We start from the raw sequence: 17,813 nt of genomic DNA, 5'->3' as shown, positions 1-17,813 counted from the left end.
AGACTGTGCATGCAATCACCGCAATTATCGTAGCCGCGCAATTTATTGCGCAATGTCGGGAGAAGCGCGGTGTCGCCTGAAAAATGCGCGATTAATCGCGCCGCTACAGAATGTGCGCGCAAGAGTCTGAACCCGGTTGTCACTTTTGCGCGAGTGGTTGTCAGCAATGCGCGAGCCGCGCCGCGCGATGCCAGGCGAGACTGAACGCCACATTACAAGGAGATCGTTATGCTCACGCAACCCGCTACAAAATACCGCCCGTTTCCGGTTATCGACTTACCCGATCGTCAGTGGCCCTCGCGCCAACTGACGCAGGCACCGCGCTGGCTCTCTACCGACTTACGCGACGGCAATCAGGCGCTGGCGACACCGATGGACAGCGCGCGCAAGCTGGAGTTCTGGCAACTGCTGCTGCGCTGTGGCTTTAAGGAGATTGAGGTGGCGTTTCCGGCGGCATCGCAGACCGATTTTGATTTTGTCCGTTTGCTGATTGAGCAGAAGCACATTCCAGACGATGTGGCGATTCAGGTGTTGACCCAGGCGCGCAGCGATCTGATTGATCGCACTTTCGACGCGCTGCGTGGCGCGCCGAACGCCATTATTCATCTCTACAACGCCACCGCGCCGCTGTTCCGCGAGCGCGTATTCCGCCAGAGCAAAGCCGAAATTATCGAACTGGCCTGCGCCGGTGCGCGTCAAATTCGCGCCCGTTGCGAAGCGCAAAAGGATACCGCGTGGACCTTCGAGTATTCGCCAGAAACCTTCTGCTTTACCGAACCGGAGTTTGCGCTGGAGATTTGCGAAGCGGTGGCGGCGATTTGGCAGCCGGGCCCGGCGCGTCCGATGATCATCAACCTGCCCGCGACCGTCGAAGTGAACACGCCGAACGTCTATGCCGATCAGATTGAGGTTTTCTGTCGCCACTTCAGCCAGCGATCGCAGGTTGCGATCAGCGTGCATCCGCATAACGATCGCGGTACCGGCATCGCCTGCGCCGAGCTGGCGCTGCTGGCGGGTGCCGATCGCGTGGAAGGCTGTTTGTTTGGCAACGGCGAGCGCACCGGCAATGTCGATATCGTCACGCTGGCGCTCAATCTCTACACTCAGGGCATCGCGCCGCAGCTCGATTTCAGCGATATCCAACAGGTGCTGGAAGTGGTGACGCGCTGCAACCAGCTGCCAGTGCATCCGCGCCATCCGTATGCCGGTGAACTGGTGTTTACCGCCTTCTCCGGTTCGCATCAGGATGCGATACGCAAAGGCTTTGCCGCCCGCGCTGAGCGTGAAGAAGCAATCTGGCAGATGCCGTATCTGCCGCTCGATCCGCTGGATATCGGCTGCAGCTACGAAGCGGTGATCCGCGTTAACAGTCAATCGGGTAAAGGCGGCGCCGCCTGGCTGCTGGAGCAGAATCACGGTCTGCAGCTGCCGCGCGGCTTGCAGCAGGATTTCAGCCGTCTGGTGCAACAGCAAACCGACCAGCACGGTCAGGAGATGACCCATCACGCGCTGTGGCAGCTGTTTTGTCAGCATTACGGCTTAACACAGCCCGCGCGTTGTTTGCTGGAAGCGGAAAGTCACAGCGACGATAAAGGCGAAACGCGCCTTAGGGCGCGGCTGCAACAGGGCGCGCAGCAGTTGATGCTGGAAGGTAAAGGCAACGGCTTGCTCTCAGCCGCCGTTGCCGCGCTGCGTCAGCGCTATGACGTAATCATCACCATTGAGGATTATCACGAACACACGCTGGGCAAACGCAGCGACAGTCGTTCGGTGACCTACATCAGCTGCATTAATGCACGCGGTGAACGCGCGTGGGGGGTAGGCATTGATAATGATGTGGCGCGCGCTTCACTGCAGGCGCTGCTCAACGCAGCGCACGCTTTTCTGCCGCAGGAAAGTAGTTCGCTGGCGTGACGCCGAGCACGCGGCGAAACATCGCGCTGAAGGCGCTCGGGCTGTCATAACCGAGATCGAGCGCCACCGTCAGCACGCTATCGCCCTGCGCTAAGCGGGTTAACGCCACGCTCAGTCGCGCGCGGCGCACCCAGTCGCTGAATTGTAACCCGGTTTCGCGACTGAAATGGCGCGCCAGCGTGCGTTCGGCCACGCAGAGTTGCGTAGCCGCGCGGGCCAGCGTCCAGTTTTCCCCGGGCGCTTGCTGGATCTGCTGGCACAAACTCAGCAGCCGCTCGCTCTCCGGCAGCGGCAGACCAAACGGCAGCACATCCATCACGCGGATCTCATCGAGGATCAGCTCGTAAATCCGCTCGGCGCGGCTGCCGGGAACGTACTGCTCCGGCAGCGCCAGCGCGCTAACAATCAACTCACGCAGCAGCGGCGAAATCTGCACCACCTGACAACTGGCGGGCAGATCGGCGCGCGCCAGCGGATCCACAAACAGCGTGCGCGCGGCCACCGCGCCAACTATGTGCAGCGCGTGACGCGTCCCCGCCGGCAGCCAGACGCCGCGACTCGGCGGCACAATCCAGCTGCCGTGCTGCGTTTCCACTTTCACCACGCCGCTCAGCGTGTGGATCAGCTGGGCGCAAGCGTGGTGATGCCACGGCTCCGCGTCGCCATGCGCATAATCGTGCGCATAGGGCACCAGCGGACGATAGGCGAAGTCGAAGTTGAGCCGCGCACTCATGTTAGCGTTTCAGATATTGATAAACCGCCGCCAGATCCTGCTCGCCGTAACCGGCATCTACCGCTTGCTGCCAGACATCGACGATGTTTTCCAGCGCCGGCAGTTTGCTATCGCCCGCCGCATCCAGCGCCAGTTTGGCGTCTTTCAGCGCCCACACCAGATGCATTTGCGGGGTGAAATCGCCGCTGGCAATCATGCCGAGTTTCATTTTGGCGTACGGTGCCGCCAGCGGACCGCCATCCAGCACTTTCCACAGATCGTCAGTGCTGAAACCAAACTCTTCCGCCAGACGCGTACTTTCAGCCAGGCTCTGCATAAGACCAATCAGCCAGCTATTCACCACCAGCTTCATGCGCGAACTGGCGCCCGCCTCGCCCAGCCATTGCGTGCCTTTACCGATCGCGGCGAACACCTGCTCGGCGGCCTGCGCGTTGCTCTGATCGCCGCTGGCCATCACCAGGATTTGCGCATTCTCTGCTGGCGCTTTGGTGCCAGAAACCGGTGCATCGATAAACACCACGTCCGGACGCGTGCTTTTGAATTCCGCGATCAGTTGATCGGTGGCGGCCACGCCGATGGTGCCCATCTGGCAAATTGTCGCGCCCTGCTTGAGCGCGGAGCTGGCGTCGTTCAGCGCCTGACGCGTGGTATCACCGTCGGCCAGCATGGCGATCACCACATCCGCGCCACTCACCGCTTGTGCAGCGCTGTCGGCCAGCGTGATACCTGCATCCAGCAGATCTTCGCCTTTGGCACGCGTGCGGTTCCAGCCACGCACCGTGAAGCCTTTTTTCAACAGGTTAGCGGCAAACGCATGCCCCATCGCGCCCAATCCCAGTACCGCGACCACAGGTTGTTGACTCATCATTCCCTCTCTTTTGTGCCTTAAGACAAAACCGCCAGACTGACAGAATTTCCCTGTCGCAGCCAGGCCAGAGATGCGATGAAAAAACATTTTCAACACCGCAATGATGAATAATCCGTCATACTATTTACGCTTTTCAAACAAATGATAAAACGATTAACATACGCGCCATTAATGTTCCATTCGGTACATTCCACGCCCTTTTTACGGTCTTTCATAATGAAAATAACTTTACTGCGACAGGCTTCGCTGCTGATGCTGCCTGCGATGTTACCGGTCTCGGCGCTGGCGGCAAACGCGGCCAGCAACACCATGGTGGTGAGCGCGGCGCCGTCCGCTTCGGGCCTTTCTGAACTGGATACGCCAGCGGCAGTTAGTGTGGTGTCCGGCGACGATATGCGCCATGCCGCACCGCGCGTCAATTTGTCAGAAAACCTCAGCAGCGTGCCGGGTTTACAGATACAAAATCGCCAAAATTATGCCCAGGACCTGCAGATTTCGGTGCGCGGTTTTGGTTCGCGTTCCACCTTTGGCCTGCGCGGCATTCGTATGTACGTCGACGGGATCCCCGCCACCATGCCCGACGGCCAGGGACAAACTTCCAACATCGATATCGGCTCCATCGATCACATCGATGTGCTGCGCGGCCCCTTCTCGGCGCTGTACGGCAACTCGTCGGGCGGTGTGATTAACGTTGAAACCAAAACCGGACAGCAACCCACCACGCTGGAAGCCAGCAGCTGGTACGGCAGTTACGGCAGCTGGCGCAACAGCGTTAAAGCCAGCGGCGCAACCGGCGACGGTACGCAAGCCGGCGACGTCAACTACACGGTTTCCGCCTCGCGCTTTACCACGCACGGCTTCCGCGATCACAGCTCGGCGCAGAAAAACCTCGGCAACGCCAAACTCGGCGTGCGCATCGATGATGTCAGCACCCTGACGCTGCTGTTCAACAGCGTGCACGTTGAAGCGCAGGACCCGGGCGGTTTGACCGCTGAGCAGTGGAAAAATAATCCACGCCAGGTCGCCAGCAACGTGAGCTTGTACGACGCTCGTAAAACCGTCGATCAGACGCAAGCAGGCCTGCACTATCAGCGCCAGATGAGTGAGAACGATGACCTGAGCGTGATGATGTACGCGGGTGAACGTGAAACTACGCAGTATCAATCCATTCCTAAAGCCACCCAGCTGCGCGCAGGTTATCCCGGCGGCGTGATTGCTTTGTCGCGTCATTATCAGGGCATTGATACCCGCTGGACGCACCGCGACGCGCTGTTCACCTTTCCGGTAACCTTCACCGGCGGGCTCGACTATGAAACCATGACTGAGAAGCGTAAAGGTTATCAAAACTTTAACGGCGACGAGTTGGGCGTACAGGGCGAGATGCGTCGTAATGAACGCAACCTGATGTGGAACCTCGATCCTTATCTGCAAACCGCGTGGCAGCTAACCGATAAACTGTCACTGGATGCCGGCGTGCGTTTCAGCACGGTGAATTTCGACTCCAATGACTATTACGTCACCGACAGCGATCCCGATGACAGCGGCAATCGTCGCTATCACCGCTGGTTGCCTGCCGCTGCGCTGAATTACGCCATTGATAACAGCTGGAACGCCTACGTTTCTGCTGGTCGCGGCTTCGAAACGCCGACACTGAATGAGTTGTCCTATCGCGCCGCCGATCAGGCCGGGCTGAATCTCAACCTGCAACCTGCCACCAGCGAAACGGTTGAACTGGGCAGTAAAAAACGCATCGGCAACGGACTGTTAACGGCGGCGATTTTCCAGACTGACACCAAAAACGAGATCGTTTCTGACAGCAGCTTTGAAGGCCGCACCAGCTACAAAAACGCCGGTGAAACCCGCCGTCGTGGATTGGAGCTGGGCCTCGACCAGCAATTCGGCGAGAGCTGGCGCTTCAAAGCCGCATGGACCTTGCTGGATGCCCGCTACCGCTCTAACGCCTGCGGCACCGAAAGCTGCGACGGCAACCGCATTCCCGGCATTGCCCGTAACATGGCTTACGCCGGACTGGCTTACGCGCCCGATCAAGGCTGGTATGCCGGAACCGATGTGCGCTACCTGAGCGATATCGCGGCGGATGATGAGAATGACGTGAAAGCGCCGTCTTATACCGTGGTCGGCGTGAACAGCGGTTATAAGTGGCTGGTGCAGAACTGGACGTTGGATCTATTTGGCCGCGTCGATAACCTGTTTGACCGCAACTACATCGGTTCAGTTATCGTGAATGAAAGCAACGGTCGCTATTACGAACCGGCGCCGGGTCGCAATTACAGCGTGGGCCTGACGGTGAGTTATGCGTTTCAGTAAATAAACGCGTTGGATAGATGATATTAAAGCCCTGCAAGCCGCTTGCGGGGCTTTTTATTGGTTGAATATTGTCCAGCACGGCATATTGCTTTATAGTTATGTAGCAACATCTCTACATATCATGGAGGTCGTGATGACAGTGACGAGAATCAGCAGTCGAGCTTTTAATCAGGAGGTATCCCGGGCCAAGAAAGCCGCCGAGGAAGGCCCGGTTTATATTACTGACCGTGGCAATCCTGCACATGTTTTACTGACATTTGAAGCGTATAAAAAACTCACGGGTTCAAACCGAAGCATCGTAGATTCACTCGCCATGCCGGACGGCGTAGATATCGATTTTGAGCCAGAACGTGCGACCATAATCAACAGGGATGTGGAGTTCTAATGCGCTATTTGCTGGATACCAATGTTATTTCAGAATTACGTAAGGCAGGGACGCCTAAAGCCAATCCTCAGGTGATTGCCTGGGCTAAAAGCATTGATGCTGAAGAGATGTTTATTTCAGCATTAACGCTGATGGAAATTGAAAAAGGTATCCTTAAGTTCGCCCGTAAAGACCCTCAGCAAGCCCATCATTTACAGCGCTGGTATCAAGAGCAGGTTCTGACAGAATTTGCCTGGCGTACACTCTCTATTGATAGCGGCGTGGCCCGCCTTTGCGCTCAGCTGCATATTCCTGATGAACGCCCACATACCGATGCGCTGATCGCGGCGACAGCGATTCATCACGAGCTGATTCTGGTCACGCGTAACGTACGGGATTTTGATACCACTGGCGTGATGTTGCTGAATCCATGGCAGGAACGGTAGGCTCGCCATTCATGGCGTCCTGCAAGCCAGGTGCGCATGAATGCGCACCCTACGATGATCCTTACTTCAACAACGCCAGCACATCATCGGTGGTGCCGGTTTCGCCCAGGCGCGGGAAGATACGCTCGACGCTGTTTTTATGCGTTTCGGCATTCAGGCAAGTCATGGCGTCGGTTGCCAACGTGACGTTGTAACCCAGCTCATACGCCTGACGCGCCGTGGATTCCACGCCGATGCTGGTGGCGATGCCGCAAACTACAACTTGTGTGATGCCGCGCTGCTGCAGCTGCTCGTGCAGATCCGTGTTGTGGAATGCGCCCCAGGTTTTTTTGGTAACGATGATGTCGCCGCGCTGCTGCGCCAGGTCCGGCACCAACGTCGCCCAATCGGCGGGCAAATCGCCAGCGTGTTTCGGCTGCTCATTACGGCCAGGCGCGCCGCCCGCAACGTTGACCAGCACCACCGGGCGCTTTTGCCCGCGGAATGCATCGGCCAGACGCGCTGAGCGCTCAATCACTTCATGCGCCTCTAACGGTGCGACCGGCAGCGCAACAATGCCGTTTTGCAGGTCAATCACAATCAGCGCGGTGTTGTCGTCAAGGGTAGTTAAAGCCATGTTGAGTCCTCTCAGGATTATTGGTCGGCAAGTCGTTGCAGTAAGGGAAGCGCGGCCAGCAGCGTGTGCTGTTCCTGCGGGTTCAGTTGCGTTGCGATGCTGTTGAGCAGCCAGTCATCGCGTTGTGCGCGGTTGGCAGCAATCAGTTTCAGGCAGGCATCGGTGGGTTGATAGCGGGTTTTGCGGCCATCCAGCGGATCGGCTGCACCCTGCACCATACCCAGCGTCTGCAGGCTCGCCACGGTGGCGCCCATCGACTGCGTGCGCACCCCTTCCAGCGTAGCCAATTCTGTTACCGTCATCGCGCCATCGCGCACCAGATAGCCGAGTACCGACACCTGCGGCCAGGTAAGATCGCCCGGCGGCGCCGATTCACGCAGGCGACGCGCCAGTTTGCCATTGATGCTGCGCAGTAACGCCGCCGCGCTGTTGAGGTCGCTCATGGCACCTTCTCCTTACTGATGAGCCGCGAGTATATAAATACGAAGGCAAACTGTGTAGTTTACCTTCGTATCAATTTGTAATTGTGCCGGATTGTTAGGTGGTCGCCATGCATGGCGATCCTAGGCGCGCTGCAGATAATGAATCAAACTGTGGAAACGCAGCGGCGTGCTGAGGGGATTGCGGTAGCTGTGCGGCGTGTCGGCGGCGAACTGGCTAGCCTGGCCCGAAAGCAAGCGGCGCCATGTGCCTTCCACGCCCAGCAACAATTCGCCTTCCAGCACCACAACCTGCTCAATCACCCCGCTTTCATGCGCTGATGAATCACTCTGCGCGCCACCCGCCAGTGTCACTTCCAGCAGATCAAAATGCAGTCTGGCATCGTACGGCAGCAGCGGCTTAACCTGCATCTGCGCGTTGGGCTCGCTGAAGGTCGCCACGCTGCCCGGCGGTTGATCGCTGCCCTGCACAAAGAAGGAAAACGGCACGTTAAAGCCGGTGGCAATTTTCCACAGCGTCGCCACCGTGGGGCTCGATTCGCCGCGCTCGATCTGGCCGAGCATCGCTTTGCTCACGCCGGTGCGATCCGCTGCCAGCGTCAGGCTCCAGCCGTTGGCCTGACGCAGCTGTTTCAGCGCCAGACTCAAATGTTGATGCAAATTTTCCATGTGTTCTCCCGAAAAGCTCGCGCGCAGTGTAGCACTTGTGCGCTATAACGCTCCATGCCACAATGTGCGTTATAACGCACAATCGGATGTGACCTGATGACCACCGCCACCACACGCAGTGCCTTCTCTTTTCCGATGCTGATTCCGGGTTTTATCGCCGTACTGGTGGGCTACAGCAGCACGGCAGCGCTGATCTTCCAGGCGGCGCAGGCGGCGGGCGCTTCGCCGGCGCAGATTGGCGGCTGGCTGTCGATGCTCGGCGTCGGTATGGGGTTGGCCTCGCTCGGCTTATCGCTATGGACACGCATGCCGATCCTCGCGGCCTGGTCGACGCCTGGCGCGGCGCTGCTCGCCACCAGCGTGCAGGGTTTGACGCTGAATGAAGTGGTGGGCGTGTTTGTCGCCACCAACCTGTTAATTGTGTTGTGCGGCGTCACCGGTCTGTTCGCCCGCCTGATGAATCACATTCCGCAATCGCTGGCGGCCGCGATGTTGGCCGGGATTCTGCTGAAATTTGGCATCGGCACCTTTAGCGGTTTGCAGAGCAATTTCGCGCTGTGCGGCAGCATGTGTCTGGTGTGGTTGTTGAGCCGCCGCTGGCTGCCGCGCTACGCCATCATTCTGGCGTTGATCGCGGGCGTGCTGGTGGCGCTCGGCCAGCAATCGATCCACTTTCCGCCGCATGCGCTGGCGATCAGTCGGCCGGAATTCATCATGCCGCAGTTTACTCTGGCGGCGCTGATTGGCGTGGGTTTGCCCTATTTTCTCGTCACCATGGCGTCGCAAAATGCGCCCGGCATCGCCACCTTGCAGGCGCACGGCTATCAGCCGCCGGTATCTGCGCTCACCGGCTGGACCGGATTTATCGCTTTAGTGCTGTCGCCATTTGGCGGGTTTTCGGTGTGTATCGCTGCGATTACCGCTGCTATCTGTATGGGCGACGATGTCGATCCGAATCCGGCGCGCCGCTGGATGGCATCGGCATTGGCGGGCGTGTTCTATCTGCTGACCGGATTTACCGGCGGATTGATCGCCATCATGCTGAGCGCCTTGCCGCCAGTGTTAATTGCCACGCTGGCGGGCCTCGCGCTGCTGGCTACGCTGTCCGGCAGTTTGCAGCGCGCCTTAGCCGAACCGGATCAGCGCGACGGCGCCATCGTGGCGTTTCTGATCACCGCCAGCGGTGTTTCGCTGCTCGGCATCGGCTCCGCCTTTTGGGGTTTGCTCGGCGGCATGCTGACCTATGTGATCCTTTCCCCGCGCAGCCGCGCTTAAAATTTCAGCAATCTTCTCCGCACGCGGGAAAAACGCCCTGTTTTTCCCCCTTTATCAGCCGTTTGATTTCGCTGCATTTGGCTTAAGATCACTATCATCGCCAAAAACACACACTGTTCTGCCTCAGACAACCACCGATAAGGGCCCAACGAGTGGCAAAAACTTTTCTGCGCAGCGGCAATCTGGACACGGTACTGGCACTGGGTGAAAACGGCCAGCCGGTCTGGACGTCCGCGCTGCAAATCCGTGAAACCCTGCGCCTGCGCCGCCAAACCACGCTGGCCAATTGCCTCGCGATCCCGCAGGTCAACGAGCGCGGTGACCGCCTCGATTGGTACGCCCCGTTTACTGGCAAAGTAAAATCCTGGCTGGGTGCCAGCGATCACGAGCGCCGTCAGGCGCTGGAAATGCTGACGCTAAACCAGCAGGATCTGCAGGCGCTGAGCCTGCGCGCGCGCGACGCGGAGAATCCGGCGATGCGCTTGTTTGGTGCGTTGCTGAGCAAAACGTTGCAGTTCCCGGATCAGCAGTACGTTTATCTGGTGGATGGCAAACCGGTGATCACCTTCTGGGGCTTTGTTGATCCGCAGGCGCGTTCGCGTGATGACGCGCTGGCCTGCCTGCGCGATTCGCTGGAAGATGCGCTGCCGCCGCTGCTGCCAGAACCGCCAGCACCTGCTCCGCTGATGGTTGCGCCGGTAATTGCGCCGCTGATCGAGGTGCCGCCTGCCGCTGCTCAACCGGTGATTGAGCCGGAACCTGAAGCCGAAGAACCGGCGGTTGAGGACATTGCTGAGGCCGCGCCTGAACCGCTACCCGAACCTGTCGCGCCGCCACGTCGCGCCTTTGCCGTGCGTCCGCTGATGCTGCTGTTGCCGGTTGCGGCGCTGGTGGCTGCGGGCGTCGCCTACTGGCTGCACAGCGCGCCGCAACCTGCTGCGATTCGCGTTGCGGATGTGCCGGTGCCGGTGAGTAAGCCGCCTGCCGTGATGGTTAAAGCGGAAAAACTCGCCGCCACGCTGCCACAAACCGCCGCCACCGTCGTTGCCGCCGCGCCGGTTGCCACACCTGTCGCGCCGCCTGAGGTGGTGGCTGAACACACCGAACCGGCCAAAGCCGATGATTTGGTGATGACCACCGAAGATGCGCGCGTTGGATCGGTGAAATTTATTAACGGCACCTGGCGCGTCACGTTGCGTCAAACCAATCTGCCGACCGGCAAACCGCCAAGCCTGCGCTATCAAATCCGCAACGGCAAAGGCACCGCCACCATTACCCAGGGCGACAACATCCGCTGTAAAGCCGATGTCACCGCCGCGATGACCAGTGCCGGCAGCATGGAAGTGCGCAGCCGCTATACTGCGACCTGCAGCGATAAATCGCGTTACCGCATGCCGGAACTGGTGTGTAAAGCCGGTGATGGCATCGCCAGCTGTACTGCGCAATACGGCGCAGATCAGGTCTTCCCGTTGACGATTAAGCGTGAGAGTAAGTAAACATGTTGGCTCCCCTCATCGATGACAAACAGAAAATCACGCTGATTGAAGATAGCGGTGTGCAGTTTCTTGATTTTGGTTTGCGTTTACCTGCGTTGCAGGCTCGCCGCCAGTTCGTGCGTCAAACCGCCAACGGCCCGCTGCTGCGTCTCAACGTCGACGGTAACAGCGGCAAGTTCCTGCTCTATCCGGAAGATGGCGGCGCGGCGGAAGTGGTGCGTCCGGAAACGGATATCGCGTTAGCCGATTCTCTGAAGCTGCTGGCCCATCAATGGCTGCCGCTGCCGGTGCTGCGCTGCACCAGCGGACGTCGTTTTATCGGCGGCCCGGACAACTGGGCACGTCTGCATCTGGCGCCGCTGGCGCAACCCGACGCGGCAGGCAACACCCATCGCATCACCCTCGCCTTTGATACGCGCATTGTGTCTGAGCAGGATGGCGGCGAGCAGCACGGTTTAAGCAAAGCCGATGCGCAGAACGGCGTCAGTTTCGCCCTCGCCTGGCACAACTACGAGCTGGGTGAATTCCTCGACCATACATGGGTTGATGGCTGGCTGCGTGAAACCTTTAGCCAGCAGGTGCATGCGCTGGAATCACGCCGTGAGCAGGAGCTGAACCAGGCGCTGCGTGAATTCGAATATCAGGCGCACTATCTCAACCTGCTGGAACTGCTGGGCGAACAGCTCGATCTGGCGGAAATCTATATTCAGGCAACTTCGCTGCAAACCCCGGCGGTCAACGTCGATATCATTCTCGACGTCGGCAACTCGCATACCTGCGGCATTCTGGTGGAAGATCACGCCGAAGAGAGCAGCGGCCTGCGTCAAACCTACGAGCTGCAGCTGCGCGATCTCTCCGAGCCGCATCAGGTTTACAACGAGCTGTTCGACAGCCGTCTGGAGTTTGCTGAAACCCGTTTCGGTAAGGCCAACTTCTCGCTGGAGAGCGGCCGCGAAAACGCTTTTATGTGGCCGTCGCTGACGCGCGTAGGCCGGGAAGCCAGCCGTCTGGCGTTGCTGCGTGCCGGCACCGAAGGCAGCACCGGTTTGTCCAGTCCGCGCCGCTATTTGTGGGATGAAGCGCGCTATCAGCCAGGCTGGCGCTTCAACGCCAACGGCAGCAGCGATGAGCCGCAAGCCACCGCGCTGCCGTTCACCTTACTGATTAACGACGAAGGCCAGCCGCTGCACGCACTGGCGGAAGACGACCGTCTGCCGGTGTTCTCCGCCAGCTACAGCCGCAGTTCGCTGATGACCTTTATGCTGTGCGAACTGCTGGCGCAGGCGATGATGCAGATGAACAGCGTGGCGCAGCGCCAGCGCATGCCGCAAAGCCAGGCGCCTCGCCAGCTGCGTCATGTGATCCTGACGCTACCGTCAGCGATGCCGAAGCCGGAGCGTGAGATTTTCCGTCGCCGCATGCAGGAAGCCATCGCGCTGGTATGGAAAGCCGAGGGCTGGCATCCGGCCGAAGAGGAATTTACCGCCGCCAGCCAGGCAAACAGCCTGCGTCCGGTACCGGATGTGCAGATGGAGTGGGACGAAGCCACCTGTGGTCAAATGGTGTGGCTATTCAACGAAACCCAGGTCAACTTTGCCGGCCGCGCAGAAGATTTCTTCAGCAGCATGGCGCGCCCGGATCGTCCGCGTGAAGTTGACGAGCTGCCGGGTAAAAGCCTGCGCATCGCTTCGATTGATATCGGCGGCGGCACCACCGATTTAGCCATTACCCAATATCGCCTCGATGACGGCCAGGGCAACAATGTCAAAATCACCCCGCGCTTACTGTTCCGCGAAGGCTTCAAAGTCGCCGGTGACGATATTCTGCTGGACGTGATTCAGCTGTGGATTCTGCCAGCGTTGCAGCAGAGCTTGCAGAAAGCCGGTTTGCAGCTGGCCGAACCGTTGATGAACAAGCTGTTTGGTCACGACAGCCGCATGGACGGACAAGCCACGCTGCGTCAGCAAGTGACGCTACAGCTGTTTATTCCGCTGGCGCAGGCGGTGCTGGAGCAGTATGAAAATTGGGATCCGCTCGACAGCCATAGCGAGATCAACGCGCTGTTCGGCGAGCTGGTGCCGCAAAAACCGGCCAGCAGCGTGCTGGCGTTTGTGAATGGCGAAATTCAGCGCACGCTCGGCGGCGACAGCCGATTCGATCTGCTCGAAGTGCCGCTGGTGGTCAGCATGGCGCAGTTGCACGGCGAGTTCCTGCAACACCGTATGGCGATCATTCCGGCGCTGCGCGCGATGTGTGAAGTGGTGTCGCTGTATCAGTGCGATGTGCTGCTGCTCACCGGTCGTCCGTCACGCTTCCCTGGCATTCAGGCGCTGGTGCGACATCTGCAACCGCTGCCGGGCAGCCGTATTTTGTCGCTGGAAGGCTATCACACCAGCGACTGGTATCCGTTCAACAAGCAGGGCCGCATTGATAACCCGAAATCCACCGCCGCAGTCGGCGCGATGCTGTGCCTGCTGGCGCTCGATCTGCGCCTCAGCAGCTTCTGGTTCCGCGCCGGTGATTTCGAACCGTACTCCACCATTCGCTATCTCGGCGTGCTGGATGAGACCTCGGCGCTCAGCGACGATAATCTGTGTTACAGCGAGATCGATCTCGACAGCAGCAGCTTCGCGCTGGATCGCAAAAGCAGCTTCCGCATTCGCGGCAACGTTTGCCTCGGCTTCCGCCAGCTGGAGAACGATCGCTGGCCGGCCTCGCCGCTGTATAGCCTGAGCATTGTGGACCCGACGCTGGCGCGTCAGGTTGCCGGCGAAAGCGTACTGCGCATTAAGCTGGCGGTGCAGCCCGGCCCGGCTAATCTCGGCCCGGAGCGTTTGGTGCTGAGCGATGCGCGCATGGATGACGGCACGCGTGTGCCGCTGGAGCAACTGAGTCTGAAACTGAACACGCTTTCTGCTACCGGCAACGCGAATGCGCAATATTGGATCGACAGCGGGAGCGTCTGCAAACGATGAGAACTGCCAAAAAAGCCTCGCCGGTTACGCCCGCGAAACGTCTTAGCCTGATGCAGGAAACGCTGGATGGCGCGCTGAACTGGGTGGAAACCCATCAGGCGCACGCGCCGCGTCTGGCAATGGAAGCTGAAACTCTGACGCTGCAGCTGCGCCGCGCGCGCGTGGAGAGCCATGCATTGGCGCGCCAGCTGGCGCGTCCGGTGACGCTGGCGCTGTTTGGCCAGTCGCAGGCGGGCAAAGCCTGGCTGCTGAGTGAGATGGTCGGTGATGCCCAGGGCCAGTTAATTGCGCGCCTTGGCGATAAAACCCTAAATTATTTCCAGAACATCAATCCCGGCAATCTCGATTTCGCCATCGCCACCCGCTTCAGCCACCAGCGTGAAACGCAATCCAACGCCTGGCCGCTGGAGATGACGCTGCTGAGCGAAGTGGAACTGATTCGTTTGATGCTGGCCTGTGCCAACACCGAACTGCAGCCGGACACGGCGCAGATCGATGCCGCGTTGCAGCGTTTGCAGCGCCACCGTCAGGATGAAGCGCAGCCTGGCCTCGATAGCGATGCGCTGATCACGCTATGGGCGTGGAGCCGTCGTCACCATCGTCATGCCGAGATTCTCGATCGTCACTTCTGGCCGCAGGCGGTAGCGCTGGCGCCGTGGCTCAACGTGGACGACCGCGTGCAGCTGTTTGCCCTGCTGTGGCCGGGACAGAACGCCTTGAACGAAAGCCTGCGCAGCCTGATGCATTTGCGCCACCAGCTGCGCCATGCGCCGCGCGTGTTAGCGCCGCTCAGCATGCTGGTGGATGATGCCGCGCTGCCAGCAGAAAAACTGATTGGCAATGATGCCGACTGGCAGGAGATGATCGAAGTGTGTCCGATCGTCGCCAATCGCGTGGGGAAAGCGCAACATGTTCCGCTGGGATTGCTGTCGCTGCTGACGCTGGAGATCACCTTGCCGCTCAGCTCCACGCCGCGTCAGGCGCTGTACGATGATGCGGATATGCTGGAGCTACCTGCACCGGGCACGCCAGCCGATCGCGCGCAACAGGATGAACTGGCCCAGATGCGCAAACGCGATCCGATGCGCGCCACGCTGCTGGAACAGAAACGCGCACTGCTGCCGGGCCTGTACGCCGCGCGTCAGGGCATTGATCTGATGCTGATCTGTACCGCCGCCAGCCAGCGTCACGACACCGATGTCGCCGCCAGCGCGCTGCGCGAGTGGCACATACACCAAACCATCGCCGCCAGCGGTGAGAAGCCGCGTCTGATTTGGGCGATCACGCCACATGATGCGCGCTATCAGCAGCAGCAGATTAACGTTGATGAAGCGGTGCAACGCCAGATTGGTCAGCCGGGACAGAGTTGGGGGTCGATGCTGGCGCTGGATCGCGCGGGCGTCGATCGCATGGGCAGCTGGTTGCAGGATGAGATGCAGCCGGAAGCGCGCCGTGAGCGTTTAGCGTTGCAGCTCAGCGCGCTACAGCACAAGCTGGTGGAACGTTTGCAGCCGTGGACCGAATCCAGCGCCACGCCAGAACAGGCAGCTCGCAAGCAGGCGATTTCCGATACGCTGCTGAAATGCTTGCAACATCGCACCGGTTTGCATGGCGAACTATTGGAGCGTTTGCAGCCGTCGCGTGAAGCGGTACGTCAACTGTGGCTGAGCCAGAGCAGCAGCCATCACATTCAGCACAGCGCCAAAACGGCGGCTGCTGAGCAGAGCTATTTCGGCATCGGCTTCGAGTTCGATCTGTTTAAAGATGAGCCGGTAGCTGCCGCTGAGCCGCGCAGTTCGGGCGGGCAACGCGATCAGCAGTTCCCGCAGCAGGTGTTTGCACTGTGGCTGGAGCACTTGCGTCAGTTGCCGGAGAGCCGCAGCCTGCTGGCGCTGCTCAACGTTGATAAGCCGACGCTGGAGATGCTGGTGGAAGAGTTAATAACCGCTAGCTTCCGTCTCAAGGTGCTGAGCAAACTGCAAAGCGCGCTTAACGAGCCGGATGCGCAGGCCAGCGCCCATGAAGCGCGTACCGATCGCCAGGTTTCACGCGCCATGACGGTGCTGGGGGATTTTGTGGCGTGGCTGGGCTTTTTACAGCGCCCGGAGAGCGAACGTCCTGAAAGCCGCGTCAATCGCGGTCAGACGATTTTTGCCCGTCCGCCTGCGCCGAGCGTCAGCTTCTCGCCGGGACAACGTTTGACGCGCTTGTCTGCCGCGCCCGCCAATCATACCGCTTACTACATTTATGACTGGCTGGTGGGGTTGAATTCGGTGATCGTTGAGAACAATGGCTACACCGGCGGCGGCGATTTGCCCGCGAATGCCCGCCAGATGCTGGCGATTTTGCTGTTACCGCTGCACGCGTAGTTTATTCCCCACGCACCAGGCGCAGCTCGCCTTGCAACTGCTGCTGCGCCTCCTCCAGTAACGCCAGCACCGGCGCGAATTCTGCACTCACGCTGGCGTCATCGGCATGCGCTAAATAGAAGGTGGCCGGCAGCGCCATGCCGCCGGTCAGCCAATCCCATAGCGCATCAAGATTGTTACCGAAATCCACTGGGCAGGCACTCTGCTGCACCAGCGCGCGGTAAAACGCCTGGCGATCTGACAAGCTTGCAAAGTCAAAATGGAGCGTCAACATGGTTAAGGCACCTGTTTGAAGCTGCGATAGTGATCGGTGGTGAGGAAAATCAGCCCATCATTTGAGTAAAGCAGACGATCGGCGTCGCGGTGACCGCAATCGTAATTCACGTCAGCTTCATACCATTGCCTGCCCGCCTGCATCGGCAGCCTTCTTTCGCGGTTGCTAAAGCGATCGCCACCAATCGCGCGGCCCGGCAACACTTCACACAAGTTGCCCTTGCTGGGATTCCAGCCCTGACGACGCGCTTCATTTTTGGTGAGATAGAGATCGGGTAATGTGTGATGCTGCTGCACCCAACGCGCCACGGTGTTGGCATCGGTGAGCTGCGAAATATCGGGGTGGCTAGCTGACCATTTATCGGACAAACGCGGTTTTAGCCCGAGCCACAACGCGGCCAGGATCAGAATTAAGGCAATCCAGAGTTTTTTTGACATGGTGGCATCCTGAAAAACAGGACGACGATAATAACAGATTTAGGGCAGGGAAAAACGCGGGCCAGCAAAGCTGGCCCTGGCGGGGTTTACTGCATCGCGCTGGCGGATGGCGCGGCGTGACGACGCCATGCCCCCGGCGCTACGCCATACTGGCGTTTAAAGCTGCGGTTAAACGACTGCTGCGAGTCGAAACCGAGTGAAATCGCCACGTTAAGAATCGGTTCATTGCTGGTGGTCAAGCGATCCGCTGACTTCTTCAGCTTCTTCTCACGGATGTATTCGCCCAGAGGCAAACCCGTGTGCTCTTTGAACATACGCTGCAGGTGCCATTTCGAATAACCGGCGCGCCCCGCTACGGTATCCAGATCCAGACGCGTTTCAATATTGTTGTCAATCCAGTCGATCAAATCGTGAATAAATGCGGTGGTCATCATCTCGTTTTCTCCGGTCGCCGTTGCGAACAGTATCAGTATCAGTTGCAATTACACTTTAAGGTTGAACGACTATGCCAGTTAATGCAAGTTTTATTATTGCATTAAATGCCGCACTGCGCGTAGGGGCTTTGATCCTTCTGCAACGTAATGATCAAAACCGCACATAAAGTGTATC

At 59.2% G+C, this 17,813-nt stretch carries 16 protein-coding genes; 8 read left to right on the top strand and 8 right to left on the bottom strand.

The window, feature by feature from the left end; genetic code table 11:
* The first annotated feature begins 228 nt into the window (after positions 1-228).
* Positions 229-1,914 (top strand): 2-isopropylmalate synthase, encoded by a 1,686-nt coding sequence (gene leuA / locus ACYAC5_RS09280; protein ID WP_222210478.1) that lies wholly within the window; start codon positions 229-231, stop codon positions 1,912-1,914.
* On the opposite strand, the gene ACYAC5_RS09275 is transcribed toward leuA, so the two are convergent.
* Positions 1,865-2,647, bottom strand: coding sequence for an AraC family transcriptional regulator (locus ACYAC5_RS09275; RefSeq protein ID WP_101764486.1), 783 nt, complete (start codon positions 2,645-2,647; stop codon positions 1,865-1,867). The two genes, leuA and ACYAC5_RS09275, sit on opposite strands and share 50 nt — an antisense overlap.
* Position 2,648: 1 nt before the next feature.
* On the bottom strand, positions 2,649-3,602 hold the full coding sequence (locus tag ACYAC5_RS09270; protein WP_192411902.1) for an NAD(P)-dependent oxidoreductase: 954 nt from the start codon (positions 3,600-3,602) through the stop codon (positions 2,649-2,651).
* A 129-nt stretch (positions 3,603-3,731) separates the two neighbouring features.
* Between ACYAC5_RS09270 and pqqU the strand changes: the two genes are divergently transcribed.
* From pqqU to ACYAC5_RS09255, 3 genes are all read left to right on the top strand, one after another.
* On the top strand, positions 3,732-5,843 hold the full coding sequence (gene pqqU, locus ACYAC5_RS09265; protein WP_462062869.1) for a TonB-dependent receptor PqqU: 2,112 nt from the start codon (positions 3,732-3,734) through the stop codon (positions 5,841-5,843).
* Positions 5,844-5,976: 133 nt separating this feature from the next.
* Entirely contained in the window at positions 5,977-6,228 is a 252-nt protein-coding gene (locus ACYAC5_RS09260; protein ID WP_101764487.1) for a type II toxin-antitoxin system prevent-host-death family antitoxin, read from the top strand.
* Positions 6,228-6,653 carry a type II toxin-antitoxin system VapC family toxin gene (locus tag ACYAC5_RS09255; protein WP_280172781.1) on the top strand — a complete coding sequence of 142 codons (426 nt, stop codon included), beginning with the start codon at positions 6,228-6,230 and terminating at the stop codon, positions 6,651-6,653. The genes ACYAC5_RS09260 and ACYAC5_RS09255 overlap by 1 nt, the downstream gene beginning before the upstream one ends.
* A 61-nt stretch (positions 6,654-6,714) precedes the next feature.
* Here the strand turns inward: ACYAC5_RS09255 and ACYAC5_RS09250 are convergent, their stop codons facing one another.
* From ACYAC5_RS09250 to ACYAC5_RS09240, 3 genes are all read right to left on the bottom strand, one after another.
* On the bottom strand, positions 6,715-7,269 hold the full coding sequence (locus ACYAC5_RS09250) for an isochorismatase family protein (protein WP_462062868.1): 555 nt from the start codon (positions 7,267-7,269) through the stop codon (positions 6,715-6,717).
* Between the two features lie 17 nt (positions 7,270-7,286).
* Positions 7,287-7,712, bottom strand: a complete 426-nt coding sequence (locus tag ACYAC5_RS09245; RefSeq protein ID WP_192411906.1) for a MarR family winged helix-turn-helix transcriptional regulator — start codon at positions 7,710-7,712, stop codon at positions 7,287-7,289.
* 120 nt (positions 7,713-7,832) lie between these two features.
* Complete coding sequence (locus tag ACYAC5_RS09240; RefSeq protein WP_192411907.1) at positions 7,833-8,378, bottom strand: helix-turn-helix domain-containing protein; 546 nt, start codon at positions 8,376-8,378, stop codon at positions 7,833-7,835.
* Positions 8,379-8,474: 96 nt separating this feature from the next.
* Between ACYAC5_RS09240 and ACYAC5_RS09235 the strand changes: the two genes are divergently transcribed.
* From ACYAC5_RS09235 to ACYAC5_RS09220, 4 genes are all read left to right on the top strand, one after another.
* The gene (locus tag ACYAC5_RS09235; protein WP_462062867.1) at positions 8,475-9,653 is read left to right on the top strand and encodes a benzoate/H(+) symporter BenE family transporter; all 1,179 of its coding nucleotides are present in this window, start codon (positions 8,475-8,477) and stop codon (positions 9,651-9,653) included.
* A gap of 152 nt (positions 9,654-9,805) precedes the next feature.
* A complete protein-coding gene (locus ACYAC5_RS09230; protein ID WP_462062866.1) occupies positions 9,806-11,149 on the top strand; it encodes an SrfA family protein in 1,344 nt (447 codons plus the stop codon).
* Positions 11,150-11,151: 2 nt separating this feature from the next.
* Positions 11,152-14,124 (top strand): virulence factor SrfB, encoded by a 2,973-nt coding sequence (locus tag ACYAC5_RS09225; protein WP_309834789.1) that lies wholly within the window; start codon positions 11,152-11,154, stop codon positions 14,122-14,124.
* Positions 14,121-16,493 (top strand): virulence factor SrfC family protein, encoded by a 2,373-nt coding sequence (locus tag ACYAC5_RS09220; RefSeq protein WP_462062865.1) that lies wholly within the window; start codon positions 14,121-14,123, stop codon positions 16,491-16,493. The genes ACYAC5_RS09225 and ACYAC5_RS09220 overlap by 4 nt, the downstream gene beginning before the upstream one ends.
* A gap of 1 nt (position 16,494) precedes the next feature.
* Here the strand turns inward: ACYAC5_RS09220 and ACYAC5_RS09215 are convergent, their stop codons facing one another.
* From ACYAC5_RS09215 to ACYAC5_RS09205, 3 genes are all read right to left on the bottom strand, one after another.
* Positions 16,495-16,767 (bottom strand): barstar family protein, encoded by a 273-nt coding sequence (locus ACYAC5_RS09215; RefSeq protein ID WP_462062864.1) that lies wholly within the window; start codon positions 16,765-16,767, stop codon positions 16,495-16,497.
* 2 nt (positions 16,768-16,769) lie between these two features.
* Positions 16,770-17,204, bottom strand: a complete 435-nt coding sequence (locus tag ACYAC5_RS09210; protein WP_192411912.1) for a ribonuclease domain-containing protein — start codon at positions 17,202-17,204, stop codon at positions 16,770-16,772.
* An 86-nt stretch (positions 17,205-17,290) separates the two neighbouring features.
* Positions 17,291-17,638 (bottom strand): helix-turn-helix domain-containing protein, encoded by a 348-nt coding sequence (locus ACYAC5_RS09205; protein ID WP_008110158.1) that lies wholly within the window; start codon positions 17,636-17,638, stop codon positions 17,291-17,293.
* Between the last annotated feature and the right edge of the window lie 175 nt (positions 17,639-17,813).

It is taken from the genome of Pantoea sp. y20 (genome assembly GCF_054903455.1).
Note: the sequence above shows the minus strand (reverse complement) of the source record. Positions and strands in the feature narration are given on the sequence as shown.

Excerpts from the sequence above, each read along its gene's own strand:
- pqqU (WP_462062869.1), top strand. The coding sequence starts at position 3,732 with ATGAAAATAACTTTACTGCGACAGGCTTCGCTGCTGATGCTGCCTGCG.
- ACYAC5_RS09255 (WP_280172781.1), top strand. The coding sequence starts at position 6,228 with ATGCGCTATTTGCTGGATACCAATGTTATTTCAGAATTACGTAAGGCA.
- ACYAC5_RS09205 (WP_008110158.1), bottom strand. The coding sequence starts at position 17,638 with ATGATGACCACCGCATTTATTCACGATTTGATCGACTGGATTGACAAC.
- leuA (WP_222210478.1), top strand. The coding sequence starts at position 229 with ATGCTCACGCAACCCGCTACAAAATACCGCCCGTTTCCGGTTATCGAC.
- ACYAC5_RS09210 (WP_192411912.1), bottom strand. The coding sequence starts at position 17,204 with ATGTCAAAAAAACTCTGGATTGCCTTAATTCTGATCCTGGCCGCGTTG.
- ACYAC5_RS09225 (WP_309834789.1), top strand. The coding sequence starts at position 11,152 with ATGTTGGCTCCCCTCATCGATGACAAACAGAAAATCACGCTGATTGAA.
- ACYAC5_RS09250 (WP_462062868.1), bottom strand. The coding sequence starts at position 7,269 with ATGGCTTTAACTACCCTTGACGACAACACCGCGCTGATTGTGATTGAC.
- ACYAC5_RS09240 (WP_192411907.1), bottom strand. The coding sequence starts at position 8,378 with ATGGAAAATTTGCATCAACATTTGAGTCTGGCGCTGAAACAGCTGCGT.
- ACYAC5_RS09275 (WP_101764486.1), bottom strand. The coding sequence starts at position 2,647 with ATGAGTGCGCGGCTCAACTTCGACTTCGCCTATCGTCCGCTGGTGCCC.
- ACYAC5_RS09215 (WP_462062864.1), bottom strand. The coding sequence starts at position 16,767 with ATGTTGACGCTCCATTTTGACTTTGCAAGCTTGTCAGATCGCCAGGCG.
- ACYAC5_RS09220 (WP_462062865.1), top strand. The coding sequence starts at position 14,121 with ATGAGAACTGCCAAAAAAGCCTCGCCGGTTACGCCCGCGAAACGTCTT.
- ACYAC5_RS09235 (WP_462062867.1), top strand. The coding sequence starts at position 8,475 with ATGACCACCGCCACCACACGCAGTGCCTTCTCTTTTCCGATGCTGATT.
- ACYAC5_RS09245 (WP_192411906.1), bottom strand. The coding sequence starts at position 7,712 with ATGAGCGACCTCAACAGCGCGGCGGCGTTACTGCGCAGCATCAATGGC.
- ACYAC5_RS09260 (WP_101764487.1), top strand. The coding sequence starts at position 5,977 with ATGACAGTGACGAGAATCAGCAGTCGAGCTTTTAATCAGGAGGTATCC.
- ACYAC5_RS09270 (WP_192411902.1), bottom strand. The coding sequence starts at position 3,602 with ATGTTTTTTCATCGCATCTCTGGCCTGGCTGCGACAGGGAAATTCTGT.